Below are 12790 nucleotides of genomic sequence, written 5' to 3'. Positions count from 1 at the left end.
TTCCGACCGCACAGGACTCAGGAGGGCAGGCAGTGGCTGCTGATCTTTCGAACATCGTCAAGGCGTACGACGTACGTGGAGTCGTCCCGGACCAGTGGGACGAATCCTTGGCGGAGCTGTTCGGTGCGGCGTTCGTCGAGGTGACCGACGCCACCGCGATCGTCATCGGCCACGACATGCGGCCCTCCTCGCCCGGCCTGTCCGCGGCCTTCGCGCGCGGCGCCGCCGCCCGCGGCGTGGACGTCACCCTCATCGGGCTGTGCTCCACGGACCAGCTGTACTTCGCCTCCGGCTCGCTGGACCTGCCCGGCGCCATGTTCACGGCCTCGCACAACCCGGCCCAGTACAACGGCATCAAGCTGTGCCGGGCCGGCGCCGCCCCGGTCGGGCAGGACACCGGCCTCGCCGAGATCCGCGCCCTGGTCGAGAAGTGGTCCGAGTCCGGCGCCCCGGCCGCCGCCGCCACCCCCGGCACCGTCACCGAGCGGGACACCCTCGTCGACTACGCGGCCCACCTGCGCGGCCTGGTCGACCTGAGCGCGATCCGCCCGCTGAAGGTGGTCGTGGACGCGGGCAACGGCATGGGCGGCCACACGGTCCCCACGGTCTTCGACGGCCTGCCCCTCACGGTCACCCCCATGTACTTCGAACTGGACGGGACCTTCCCCAACCACGAGGCCAACCCGCTGGACCCGAAGAACATCGTGGACCTGCAGGCCCGGGTCCTGGCCGAGGGCGCCGACCTCGGCATCGCCTTCGACGGCGACGCCGACCGCTGCTTCATCGTCGACGAGCGGGGCGAAGGCGTCTCCCCGTCCGCCATCACCGCCCTGGTGGCGGCGCGTGAACTGGAGCGCAACGGCGGCACCGGCACCGTCATCCACAACCTGATCACCTCCTGGTCCGTCCCCGAGGTGGTCCGCGAGCACGGCGGCACCCCGGTCCGCACCCGGGTCGGCCACTCCTTCATCAAGGAGGAGATGGCGAAGACCGGCGCGATCTTCGGCGGCGAGCACTCGGCGCACTACTACTTCAAGGACTTCTGGAACGCGGACACCGGCATGCTGGCCGCCCTCCACGTCCTGGCGGCCCTGGGCACCGCGTCCGTCCCGCTCTCCGAGCTGGTCTCCTCCTACGACCGCTACGCGGGCTCCGGCGAGATCAACTCCACGGTCGCCGACCAGGCGGCCCGCCTGGCCGCGGTCCGGGACGCCTACGGCTCCCGCGAGGACGTGACCCTGGACGAGCTGGACGGCCTCACGGTGACGGCGGCGGACTGGTGGTTCAACGTCCGCGCATCGAACACCGAACCCCTCCTCCGCCTGAACGTCGAGGCCCGCGATGCGGAAACCCTGACCCGAATCCGCGACGAGGCCCTGTCCCTCATCCGCGCGTAACCCTCGCCGGGCCGGGCCTCTGTAACGGGGCCCGGCCCCGTCGTACGGTCCGGGGCGCAGCCCCAAGACGGGGTCCCGGCGCAGCCCGGGACCGAGGTGCGGCCCGCAGCCCCGGGACGGGGTGCCGGGCGGAGCCCGGAAACGGGGTGCGGGCCGCAGCCCCGAAACGGGGCGCCGGGCCAAGCCCCGTCGTCCGTACGGTCCGGGGCGCAGCCCCGAGACGGGGTGCCGGGCGGAGCCTGGCACCGGACGGGGTCCGGGGCGGAGCCCCGGTTTCTGGGGGTACCTCCCAGCGGTAGCTGGGGGAGAAGGGGCGGGGTGGGGAAATGCCCCGCGCAGCGGCCCCCCACCCCACCCCCCAGCCCGGCCCACCGCGCCCCCGCGTGGCCAAGGCCCGGCCCACCGCGCCCCCGCAACCAACCGCCGGCCCGCGCCAAGGCCCAGCCAGGCCGCGTCCCGCCCGCCCCAGCGGTACGCTGACCTGGCCCAACCCCGTACGCACGCGCACGCAACCCCGAAGGGACCCCCCATGCCGCTCGAAGCCGGCCTCCTGGAGATCCTCGCCTGCCCCGCCTGCCACGCCCCCCTGCAGGACGAGACCAAGGCCGAGACCCCGGAACTGATCTGCACCGGCAAGGACTGCGGCCTGGCCTACCCGGTCCGGGACGGAATCCCGGTCCTCCTCGTGGACGAGGCCCGCCGCCCGGCCTGACCGCCGCCGCGCCCGCGCCCGGCCCGGGCCCGGCACCCCACTCCGCCGGCCACCCCCCAGCGCGCCGCCACCCCCACCGCGCAGCCCCCCGCCTGACCCTCGACTGAACCCTTCACACTTCAGACGACCGGAGGCCCCGCATGCTCGACGAGTCCCTGCTCGACGCACCGGACGACCTCGCCCGCGCCGACCGGCGCGGCCTGCTCCGCGGTGCCGCCGAGGCCGGGGCCCGGGTCCGCACCGCGGCCCGGCACGCGGCCGAGGCCGGCCTGGCCGAGCTCCGCCCCGACGGCCGCCCCCGCGCCGTCCTGATCGCCGGCCCCGGCACCGCCGCCACCGGCGTCGCCGATCTGCTCGGCGCCCTCGCCGGCGCCTCCGCCCCGGTGACCCGGCTGCACCCGACCGGTGTCGCCCACGCCGCCGGCGCCCTCCGCTGGGCCCTGCCCGGCTGGGCCGGCCCGGTGGACCTGCTCCTCGTCGCCACCACCGACGGCAGCGAGCCCGGCCTCGCCCAACTCACCGAGCAGGCGTACCGCCGCGGCTGCACCATGGTCGCCGTGGCCCCGCCCCGGTCCCCCCTGGCCGAGGCGGTCGAGGGCGCGCACGGCCTCCTCGTACCGATGGCCAAGGCCCCGTACCAGGAGTACGACGAGAGCGCGGCGGCCGGCCCCGGCGCCCTCTGGGCCCTGCTGACCCCGTTGCTGCTGCTCCTCGACAAGGTCGGCCTGATCAGCGCCGCCCCCGCCACCTTCGAACTCGTCGCCGACCGCCTCGACCGCACCGCCGAACGCTGCGGCCCGGCCATCGCCACGTACAGCAACCCGGCCAAGACCCTGGCCGCCGAGCTCGCCGACTCGCTGCCGCTCATCTGGAGCGAGGGCGTCGGCGCCGCCCCGGCCGGCCGCCGGTTCGCCGCCACCCTCGCCGAACTGGCCGGCCGTCCCGCGCTCGCCGCGGAACTCCCCGAGGCGCTGCCCCGTCACGGGGTCCTGCTCGCCGGCACCTTCGCGGCCGGCGCCGACCCCGAGGACTTCTTCCGCGACCGGGTCGAGGAGCAGCAGGCCCTGCGCGCCCGGGTCGTCCTGCTCCGGGACCGCCCGGCCGGCGGTCTCACCGCCGCGCCCGCCGCGCGTGAGCTCGCCCTCAGCCACGACACGGCCATCAGCGAGCTCGAACCCGAGGATGGTGGGGAGCTGGAGCAGCTCGCCGAGCTCCTCGCCGTCACGGACTTCGCCACCGCGTACCTCGCACTGGCATCCGCGGGCCGCACCTGACGGCGCACCACCGTGCACGGCCCGTGCACCAGTGCAGCACTGCACCGTCCATGAGCCAGCAAGCCAGCAAGCCAGGAAGACGAGACCGATGGACCGCCTGACCAACACCGTCCGCCCCTACGCCTGGGGTTCCACCACCCTCATCCCCGAGCTCCTGGGCACCGAGCCCACCGGCGGCCCGCAGGCCGAGATGTGGATGGGTGCCCACCCCGGCGCCCCCTCCAGGCTGGACCGGGGCGTCGGCGAGACGGCCCTCTCCGAGGTCATCGCGGCCGACCCCGAGGGTGAACTCGGTGCGGCGACCGTCGCGAAGTTCGGTCCGCGGCTGCCGTTCCTCTTCAAGATCCTCGCGGCGGGAGCCCCGCTCTCCCTCCAGGTCCACCCCGACCTGGCTCAGGCACAGCAGGGCTACGCGGAGGAGGAGCGCGCCGGCGTCCCCATCGACGCCCCGCACCGCAACTACAAGGACGCCAGCCACAAGCCCGAACTCGTCTGCGCGCTCACCCCCTTCGACGGCCTGTGCGGGTTCCGCCCGCCGCTGGAGTCGGCCGAGCTCCTCTCCGGGCTGGAGGTCGACTCCCTCAAGCCGTACGTGGACCTGCTCCACGCGCACCCCGAGGAGGCGGCGCTGCGCGAGATGCTGACGGCCGTCCTGACCGCGGACCGCGAGCAGATGGCCGAGACGGTGGCCGAGGCCACGGCCGCCGCCGCCCGGCTCGGTGGTCCGTACGCCCCGTACACGACCCTCGCCCACCACTTCCCGGGCGACCCGGGCGTGATCGCGGCGATGCTGCTCAACCACGTACAACTCCAGCCCGGCGAAGCCATGTTCCTCGGGGCCGGCGTTCCGCACGCCTACCTGGGCGGGCTCGGCGTCGAGCTGATGGCCAACTCCGACAACGTGCTGCGCTGCGGGCTGACGCCCAAGCACGTGGACGTCCCCGAACTCCTGAAGGTCGTGCGCTTCGAGCCCTCCGAGCCGGCGGTGATCCGCCCCGAGGGCAACGGCGAGGAGGTGTACGACACCCCCATCGACGAGTTCCGGCTCTCCCGCTTCGACCTCGCCCCGGCCGGTGCTCCGGTTCCGGTGCCCTCCGCCACCCCGCAGATCCTGCTCTGCACGGAAGGCGCCCCGCTGCTCGGTGAACTGACCCTCGCGCCGGGTGAGTCCGTCTTCGTCCCGGCAGGCGAAAAGACCGAACTGTCCGGTACTGGCACGGTCTTCCGTGCCACTGTGGTGGCCTGACGCACCGTCCCGGCCAGAGGCTGCAACAATGTGCGGCCGAAACCAGTGGCAGTGCTAGGAAGGGACATCCGCACTCATGAGCGCGTCGGGCGGTACCAAGGCGATCGTGGCGGCACTAGCCGCCAACCTCGCCATTGCGGTGGCCAAGTTCGTGGCCTTCGTCTTCAGTGGATCCTCCTCGATGCTCGCGGAATCCGTGCACTCGCTGGCGGACTCCGGAAACCAGGGTCTGCTGCTGCTCGGCGGCAAGAAGGCCCAGCGCGAGGCGACCCCGCAACACCCCTTCGGATACGGCCGCGAACGCTACATCTACGCCTTCCTGGTCTCCATCGTCCTGTTCACCGTCGGTGGCATGTTCGCCATCTACGAGGGCATCGAGAAGATCCGGCACCCGCACGAGATCGAGGCCTGGTACTGGCCCGTCGGCGTGCTGGTCTTCGCGATCATCGCGGAGTCCTTCTCCTTCCGTACGGCGATCAAGGAGTCCAACGAGGTCCGCGGCAGCCTCAGCTGGGGCCAGTTCGTCAAGCGCGCCAAGGCTCCTGAGCTGCCGGTGGTCCTGCTGGAAGACCTCGGAGCCCTGGTCGGCCTGGTGCTCGCCCTGTTCGGCGTCGGCCTCGCCCTCCTCACCGGCGACGGCGTCTGGGACGGCATCGGCACCCTCTGCATCGGTCTGCTGCTCATCCTGATCGCCATCGTGCTGGCCGCCGAGACCAAGTCCCTGCTGCTGGGCGAGGCCGCGGGCACCGAGGACATCGAGAAGATCCAGACCGCCCTCGTCGACGGCGAGACGGTCACCCGCCTGATCCACATGCGGACGCTCCACCTCGGGCCGGAGGAACTCCTGGTCGCCGCGAAGATCGCGGTCCGGACGGACGAGACGGCGGCCCAGGTCGCCGAGGCCATCGACGCCGCCGAGGCCCGCATCCGCGAGGCCGTCCCGATCGCCCGGGTGATCTACCTGGAGCCGGACATCTACCAGGAGCCGGCCGCCACCGGCACCAAGTAACCCCGGACCGGACCGGGCAAGCCGAAGGCCCCCGCGAGCACCGCTCACGAGGGCCTTCGGCCTTTGCTGCCACTCGATTACTCGATCTCGCGCAGTACGTCGAGGATGGCGTGCTCGTCCGGAGCGGTCCGGAGCCGGTCCCGGAAGTCCGGATCCATCAGCTTCCGGGACAGCAGCGCCAGGATCCGCAGGTGCTCATCGCCCGCCGCGGCCTCCGGGACCGAGATCATGAAGATCAGCCGGGCCTTCGTACCGTCCAGCGAACCCCATTCGATGCCCTCCGAGGACCGCGCAAAGCCCACCGTCGGCCGGCTGACCGCATCCGTCTTGGCATGGGGGACGGCGATCGACTCGCCCAGTCCCGTGGTGCCCTGCGCCTCGCGCGCCAGCGCCACCCGGACCAGCTCGTCCACGTCCCGTACGGCGCCGGCACCGGCCAGCATCCCGGCCATCTCGCGGATCGCGGACTCCTTGGAGGCCGCAGCCAGCTCGGTCTTCACGGTGCGCGCGGTCAGGTAGCCGGAGAGCACCTCCGGGTGGGCCTCCGTGACGGCGACTGCCGCGGCGACGGCGGCCCCGGCGGCCGGCGCGACCTGCACCGCTGCGGTCGCGGTGGCCTCCGCCTCCAGCTCCGCAACGGAACCCACCCCGGCGAGAACCGGCTTCGGCCGGCCGCCCGTGGCCACCGCCGCCGCAACCGGCCCTTCGCCGTTCCGGCGAGCTTTGAGGTCGATCAGCGCATTGGTCGTCAGGGCGGTCACCACCGTGCCCGCCGCGATGGCGATCAGGAACCAGCCCACTCCGCTGATCGCGCCCAGTGCCGCCACGACCGGGCCACCGTGCGGCACGTGGTCGCCCACACCCGCCGCACCCGCGATCGCACCGGCCACCGCGCCACCCAGCATGTTCGCCGGGATGACGATCGCCGGCCGGGCCGCCGCGAACGGAATGGCGCCCTCGGAGATCCCGAACATGCCCATGAAGATCGCTGCCATGCCGGCCTCCCGCTCCTGCTCGGAGTACCGCCGACGGCGCAGCACGGTCGCCAGGCCCTGGCCGAGCGGCATCACCGGAATGGCTGCCGCGCACATGCCCATCACCGCGTAGTTGCCCGAGGCGATGAGACCCGCACCGAAGAGGAAGGCGGTCTTGTTGACCGGCCCGCCCATGTCGAAGGCGATCATCAGGCCGAGCAGGGCGCCCAGCAGGATCGCGCTGGTGCCGGTCATCCCGGACAGCCAGCCGGTCAGTGATTCGAACAGCCAGGAGATGGGTTTGCCGATGACATAGATGAAGAACAGACCCAATGCGGTGGTCGACACGATCGGGATCACGATGATCGGCATGATCGGCTGGACGACCTTGGGGACCTTGACCTTCTTGATCCACAGGACCAGATATCCGGCCAGGAAGCCGGTCACGATGGCCCCGATGAAGCCCGCACCGGACTCGGAGTCGTACAGCGCCCCGGTATTGGCGATAAAGCCGCCGATCATGCCGGGCACCAGCGCCGGCCGGTCGCCGATCGCGTATGCGATGTAGCCGGACAGGATCGGGATCATCAGGGTGAAACCGATGACACCGATCTGGAAGAGGTGGTCCCAGAAGGTGCCCGGGGTGACCACAAAGCCCTTGTCCGTCGCATGGCCGCCCAGCGCCAGCGCGATGGCGATCAGCAGGCCGCCCACCACCACGAACGGGATCATGTACGAGACGCCGTTCATCAGCGCCTTGTACGCAAGGCTCCGCTCCCTGCCCGCCCCGCCGGCCGCAGCGGTCGGGCCGCCGGCTGCCGTCGTCGGGCCGCCCTCCTGCACGGGAGCGCTCTGCACCTGCCGGATCAGTTCCTCCGGCCGGTGGATACCGTCCGCAACCCCGGTGGCCAGCACCCGCTTACCGGCGAACCGCTCGCGGTCCACCTCCTTGTCGGCGGCGATGATGATGCCGTCCGCTTCGCTGACATCGTTGTCGGAGAGAACGTTTTCAGCCCCGATGGATCCCTGCGTCTCCACCTTCATGTCCACGCCGAGCCGCTCCGCCGCCTGCTGGAGCTTCTCCGCGGCCATATAGGTGTGCGCGATCCCGGTGGGGCAGGCGGTCACGGCGAGCAGCTTCAGGCGCTTCTGCCCATGTGCGCCCCCATCACCGGGGAGGCCGGCCGGACTGGTCACTGCATTCTCCTCACGCCGTGGGTCCTGCACGGCATCCTTCCCCACTCGTCCAGCGCATCAAAAGTCCGAAAGGCCCGAAACGGCGCGGCCGGAAGGCCCTCTCCATGACCTGACACGTCCCGTCGGCCGACTGGGGCTCACTGGGCCGATCGGTGTAGATTCGGGAGCAGTGCCAGACGTCGCTGCTGATGGCGGTCGGGCGGTCCGCGTGACCGACCCAGAGGAGAGAGGGCCTCCGACGGACTGTGCTCGGTGCGCCCACCCCGGGAACCCCCGGACCGGTGCACGGCTCAGCCGTACCCACCCTCTCCCACCATGAGGAGCAGCACGCATGGACTTCAAGGTCGCAGACCTTTCCCTTGCCGCGTTCGGCCGCAAGGAGATCACCCTGGCCGAGCACGAGATGCCCGGCCTGATGTCGATCCGCCGTGAGTACGCCGAGGCCCAGCCCCTCGCCGGCGCCCGCATCACCGGCTCGCTCCACATGACCATCCAGACGGCCGTCCTCATCGAGACCCTGGCCGCCCTCGGCGCCGAGGTCCGCTGGGCCTCCTGCAACATCTACTCCACCCAGGACCACGCGGCTGCCGCCATCGCGGTCGGCCCGAACGGCACCCCGGAGAACCCGCAGGGCATCCCGGTCTTCGCCTGGAAGGGCGAGACCCTGGAGGAGTACTGGTGGTGCACGGAGCAGGCGCTGACCTGGCCGAACACCCCCACCGGCGGCCCCAACATGATCCTCGACGACGGTGGTGACGCCACCCTCCTCGTCCACAAGGGCGTCGAGTTCGAGAAGGCCGGTTCGGTCCCGGACCCGTCCACCGCGGACTCCGAGGAGTACCGCCACATCCTCACCCTGCTCACCCGCACCCTCGGCGAGTCCCCCCAGAAGTGGACCCAGCTCGCCTCCGAGGTCCGCGGCGTGACGGAGGAGACCACCACCGGTGTCCACCGCCTCTACGAGATGATGGCCGAAGGCACCCTGCTCTTCCCGGCGATCAACGTGAACGACGCCGTCACCAAGTCGAAGTTCGACAACAAGTACGGCTGCCGCCACTCCCTGATCGACGGCATCAACCGCGCCACCGACGTCCTCATCGGCGGCAAGACCGCCGTCGTCTTCGGCTACGGCGACGTCGGCAAGGGCTGCGCCGAGTCCCTCCGCGGCCAGGGCGCCCGCGTCATCGTCACCGAGATCGACCCCATCTGTGCCCTGCAGGCGGCGATGGACGGCTACCAGGTCGCCACCCTCGACGACGTCGTGGAGACCGCCGACATCTTCATCACCACCACGGGCAACAAGGACATCATCATGGCCGCCGACATGGCCAAGATGAAGCACCAGGCCATCGTGGGCAACATCGGCCACTTCGACAACGAGATCGACATGGCCGGCCTCGCGAAGATCGAGGGCATCGTCAAGGACGAGGTCAAGCCGCAGGTCCACACCTGGACCTTCCCCGACGGCAAGGTCCTGATCGTCCTCTCCGAGGGCCGCCTGCTGAACCTCGGCAACGCGACCGGCCACCCCTCCTTCGTGATGTCGAACTCCTTCGCGGACCAGACCCTGGCCCAGATCGAGCTCTTCACCAAGCCGGAGGAGTACCCGACCGAGGTCTACGTGCTGCCCAAGCACCTCGACGAGAAGGTCGCCCGCCTCCACCTCGACGCCCTCGGCGTCAAGCTCACCACCCTCCGTCCGGAGCAGGCCGCCTACATCGGCGTCAAGGTCGAGGGCCCGTACAAGCCGGACCACTACCGCTACTGATCCACAGCGCGGCAGCACCAGCACCCAAGGCAGGCCCCCGGCACCCGTGTCGGGGGCCTGCCCCATTCCCCTGCGCAAGGCCCCACCCCAAGGAACGTGCCCCATGCCCCGCGGTCGCTACTCGCTCCACGATCCGCACGACCACGCCCCGCTCGGCGAGGAACACTTCCACTGCGCCCCCGGCCCTTCCGGCTGGCGCTATGTCTCCCAGCTCACCACCCCCGAAGGCGAGCACGCCGGCTCCGTGGACCTGGCGATCGACGAGCTCGGCCGCCCCATCCGCCTCGAACTCAACGCCGCGAGCTGGCAGGTCCGCGGCGCCGCCATCGACGGGGTCACCTGGGTCCGTACCGACCCCACCGGCACCGAGGCCACCGAGGGCAATGTCCGCGCCCCCGCCTTCACCGGCACCTCCCCGGCCTTCCTCGTCGCCACCACCCGACTCCTGCGCCTGACCCCCGGAGCCCCTGCCACCCGGGTCCGCCTGGTGAACTTCACCGACCCGGTACTGGCCCCCCGAACCGTCGACCAGGCCTGGGCCCTGCTCCGCACCGAGACCCACAGCACCGACAGCGGGCTGCTGGCGGTCGACGAGTACCAGGTGTCCGCGCTGGACACGGGCGAGGTGCACACCGTCCACATCGCCGGCGATGTGGTCCTCTCCGCTCCCGGCATCGAACTCGAACACCTTGAGACCCCGCCCTCGGTGTTCCCGATCGACTAGCTACGCAGGCGGCGCGAACCCGGTACTCGGCCCGGGCGACGCCACTGGCGGAACCGCAACCCCGGCCGGCACCCCGGCCGCACCCGGGTACGGCACCCCCTGCGCCGGAGCCGCAGCCACCGGCCCCGCCACCGGCCCGTGCCCCACCACCGGTACAGACCCCGACCCGGGTATCGACCCCGGCCCCGGTACCGGCCCCGGTACCGGTATCAGCCCCGGCGCGGCCACGGGCACCATCGCCCCACCACCCGATATCTGTCCGGGCCCGAAGGCCCGCGCCGCATCCCGCGACTGCCGCTCGTGCACCACAGCCGCCAGGAACGCCGCGGCCGGCACCCCGGCCGGCGGCTGCGCCCCCGTACGCGCCACGAGATCATCCGCGAGCCGCACCGCCATCTGCGCGCTCACCTGCGGGTCCAGCTGCCCCATCCGCGTCAGGTACTGCCGGATGGCCAGCCACAGCCCATCCGGCACGCCCGACAGGTCCAACGCGCCGAACCGCCCGGCCAGCCACGGTGGCGGAGGCGGCACCGGCATCACCCGGGCCCCCGGCACCCGCTCCCGGATCACGAGCGTCCCTCCGAACACGTCCCCGAGCCGCCGCCCCCGCTCGGACACCAGCGAGGCGATGCAAGCGACCACCCCCAAGGTCAGCAGCAGCTCGATCACACCCATGGCCCCGCGCACCAGCGCATGCCGGAACCGGATCGGCCCGCCGTCGTCCCGCACCACGCGCAACCCGCAGGCCAGCTTCCCCAGCGACCGCCCGTGGGACAGCGTCTCCACCGCGATCGGCACCCCCACCAGAATCAGCAGGAAGGCAGCCACGTTCACCGCGGCGAGCGCGGCTTCGTCCAGAGAGGCGGTGGCGAACACAAGACCGACGGAGACCAGCAGATACCCCACCACGTACACGACCAGATCAAGCAGAATCGCCAGCGCCCGACTGGGCAGCCGGGCCGGCCGCAACCCGAGGACGACCGCGTCCCCCGTCACCAGATCGCTCACCGGATCCCACCCTTCATGACTGACCTGACCTGCCCCTTGTTCATCAAGTCTGCCAAGCTGACGGCAGACCGAGTAAGGGCTGTGGACAACCGACGGGGCAGGGGAGCACCAAGCGGATGGATCTCGACGTCTTCGTGACCGCGCACCGGGCGGAATGGGACCGCCTGGAACAGCTGCTCGGCCGGGGACGCCGGCTCACCGGCGCCGAGGCGGATGAACTCGTCTCCCTCTACCAGCGGACATCCACCCACCTCTCCCTCATCCAGTCGAGCACCCCCGATCCCATGCTCACCGGCCGCCTCACCCAGCTGGTGGCCCGCGCCCGCGCCACCGTGACCGGCGCCCGCCGCTCTTCCTGGCGGGACGCGGCCCGCTTCCTCACCGCCGGATTCCCGGCCGCCGTGTACCGCAGCCGTCGCTGGTGGATTCCGACCGCCCTGCTGTCGGTCGCGGTCGGGGTGCTGATCGGCTGGTGGATCGCCGCGCACCCCGAGGTACAGGCCTCGATCGCCGCGCCGGACGAGCTGAGGGCACTGACGAAGCCGGGCGGCGAGTACGAGACGTACTACTCGAGCCACCCGGCCGCCTCCTTTGCTGCCCAGGTGTGGACGAACAATGCCCAGGCAGCCGCAATATGCCTGGTGCTGGGCGCATTCCTGGGCATCCCGGTGCTGTGGATCCTCCTGCTGAACATGGCCAACCTGGGCGTCGGCTTCGGCCTGATGGCCTCCGCCGGCCGCCTCGATGTCTTCCTCGGGCTGATCCTTCCGCACGGCCTGCTCGAACTGACCGCCGTCTTCGTGGCCGCCGGCACCGGACTCCGACTGGGCTGGACGGTCATCGACCCGGGCCCCCGCAGCCGCCGCGAGGCCCTCGCGGAACAGGGCCGCGCCGCCCTGGGCATGGCCATCGGCCTGGCCCTGGTGCTGTTCGTCTCCGGCCTGATCGAGGGCTTCGTGACCCCGTCCGGCCTCCCCACCTGGGCCCGCATCACCATCGGCGTCGTCGCCGAGGCGGCCTTCCTGCTGTACGTCTACCTGCTCGGCGGCCGGGCCGCCCGGGCCGGCGAGACGGGTGACGTGGATGCCGCCGACCGCAGCGCGAAGCTCCCGACCGCGGCCTGATGTGCGTACGAGCCCGCTGAGCTGCTAGTCTCTCGAGGTCCCGCAAAGACCGTTGACACGGCCCGCGTGGGGAGGTAGATTCGAACGGTTGCCACGGACTGGACAGTCTGGAGGCGACCGACTAACATCGATCTCGCTCCCGAGCTGGAATTGAATTCCACCGGTGGAGCACACCCTCCGAATCCTTGTCGGATATCGAAGCCGGAAAAACCCGGTGAGATTGTCTGATAGAGTCGGAACCGCCGGAAAGGGAAACGAGAAAGCGAGAACCTGGAAAGCGCCGAGGAAATCGGGTCCGAAAAGATCTGATAGAGTCGGAAACGCAAGAACGAAGGAAGCGCCCGGAGGAAAGCCCGC

Annotated in this window: 10 protein-coding genes; 8 read left to right on the top strand and 2 right to left on the bottom strand. The window is 71.4% G+C overall.

Translation table 11 applies throughout. The features are described 5' to 3' along the window. Window positions 1–32: 32 nt before the first annotated feature. The 5 genes from DEJ50_RS12665 to DEJ50_RS12645 all read left to right on the top strand — a co-directional run bounded on the left by DEJ50_RS12665 (window position 33) and on the right by DEJ50_RS12645 (window position 5638). Window positions 33–1397, top strand: coding sequence for a phosphomannomutase/phosphoglucomutase (locus DEJ50_RS12665; RefSeq protein ID WP_150207960.1), 1365 nt, complete (start codon window positions 33–35; stop codon window positions 1395–1397). Between the two features lie 529 nt (window positions 1398–1926). Then, on the top strand, window positions 1927–2109 hold the full coding sequence (locus DEJ50_RS12660; protein WP_150207958.1) for a Trm112 family protein: 183 nt from the start codon (window positions 1927–1929) through the stop codon (window positions 2107–2109). Between the two features lie 140 nt (window positions 2110–2249). Further along, the gene (locus DEJ50_RS12655; protein ID WP_150207956.1) at window positions 2250–3383 is read left to right on the top strand and encodes an SIS domain-containing protein; all 1134 of its coding nucleotides are present in this window, start codon (window positions 2250–2252) and stop codon (window positions 3381–3383) included. Window positions 3384–3471: 88 nt separating this feature from the next. Beyond that, window positions 3472–4629 (top strand): mannose-6-phosphate isomerase, class I, encoded by a 1158-nt coding sequence (gene manA, locus DEJ50_RS12650; protein ID WP_150207954.1) that lies wholly within the window; start codon window positions 3472–3474, stop codon window positions 4627–4629. A gap of 76 nt (window positions 4630–4705) precedes the next feature. Continuing rightward, window positions 4706–5638 (top strand): cation diffusion facilitator family transporter, encoded by a 933-nt coding sequence (locus tag DEJ50_RS12645; RefSeq protein ID WP_150207952.1) that lies wholly within the window; start codon window positions 4706–4708, stop codon window positions 5636–5638. A 77-nt stretch (window positions 5639–5715) separates the two neighbouring features. Here DEJ50_RS12645 and DEJ50_RS12640 read toward each other — a convergent pair whose 3' ends face one another. After that, complete coding sequence (locus DEJ50_RS12640; protein WP_317852535.1) at window positions 5716–7809, bottom strand: fructose-specific PTS transporter subunit EIIC; 2094 nt, start codon at window positions 7807–7809, stop codon at window positions 5716–5718. 331 nt (window positions 7810–8140) lie between these two features. Here DEJ50_RS12640 and ahcY point away from each other — a divergent pair, with 331 nt between their 5' ends. Together ahcY and DEJ50_RS12630 are read left to right on the top strand one after the other, a co-directional pair. Beyond that, window positions 8141–9577: an adenosylhomocysteinase gene (ahcY, locus tag DEJ50_RS12635; RefSeq protein ID WP_150207950.1), complete on the top strand. Its 1437-nt coding sequence runs from the start codon at window positions 8141–8143 to the stop codon at window positions 9575–9577. Between the two features lie 103 nt (window positions 9578–9680). Further along, on the top strand, window positions 9681–10301 hold the full coding sequence (locus DEJ50_RS12630) for a hypothetical protein (protein WP_150207948.1): 621 nt from the start codon (window positions 9681–9683) through the stop codon (window positions 10299–10301). Here the strand turns inward: DEJ50_RS12630 and DEJ50_RS12625 are convergent, their stop codons facing one another. Beyond that, a complete protein-coding gene (locus DEJ50_RS12625) occupies window positions 10302–11309 on the bottom strand; it encodes an RDD family protein (protein ID WP_150207946.1) in 1008 nt (335 codons plus the stop codon). Between the two features lie 116 nt (window positions 11310–11425). Between DEJ50_RS12625 and DEJ50_RS12620 the strand changes: the two genes are divergently transcribed. Beyond that, window positions 11426–12433: a stage II sporulation protein M gene (locus DEJ50_RS12620; RefSeq protein WP_150207944.1), complete on the top strand. Its 1008-nt coding sequence runs from the start codon at window positions 11426–11428 to the stop codon at window positions 12431–12433. The last annotated feature ends 357 nt before the right edge of the window (window positions 12434–12790 follow it).

Origin of the sequence: Streptomyces venezuelae, assembly GCF_008642295.1 — a bacterium.
Taxonomy (GTDB): Bacteria; Actinomycetota; Actinomycetes; order Streptomycetales; family Streptomycetaceae; genus Streptomyces; species Streptomyces venezuelae_C.
This window is presented reverse-complemented; position numbering and strand designations above follow the sequence as displayed.

What these genes read in the sequence shown, in the direction of transcription:
- DEJ50_RS12660 (WP_150207958.1), top strand. Translation starts at nt 1,927, where the DNA reads ATGCCGCTCGAAGCCGGCCTCCTGGAGATCCTCGCCTGCCCCGCCTGC.
- DEJ50_RS12655 (WP_150207956.1), top strand. Translation starts at nt 2,250, where the DNA reads ATGCTCGACGAGTCCCTGCTCGACGCACCGGACGACCTCGCCCGCGCC.
- manA (WP_150207954.1), top strand. Translation starts at nt 3,472, where the DNA reads ATGGACCGCCTGACCAACACCGTCCGCCCCTACGCCTGGGGTTCCACC.
- DEJ50_RS12645 (WP_150207952.1), top strand. Translation starts at nt 4,706, where the DNA reads ATGAGCGCGTCGGGCGGTACCAAGGCGATCGTGGCGGCACTAGCCGCC.
- ahcY (WP_150207950.1), top strand. Translation starts at nt 8,141, where the DNA reads ATGGACTTCAAGGTCGCAGACCTTTCCCTTGCCGCGTTCGGCCGCAAG.
- DEJ50_RS12630 (WP_150207948.1), top strand. Translation starts at nt 9,681, where the DNA reads ATGCCCCGCGGTCGCTACTCGCTCCACGATCCGCACGACCACGCCCCG.
- DEJ50_RS12620 (WP_150207944.1), top strand. Translation starts at nt 11,426, where the DNA reads ATGGATCTCGACGTCTTCGTGACCGCGCACCGGGCGGAATGGGACCGC.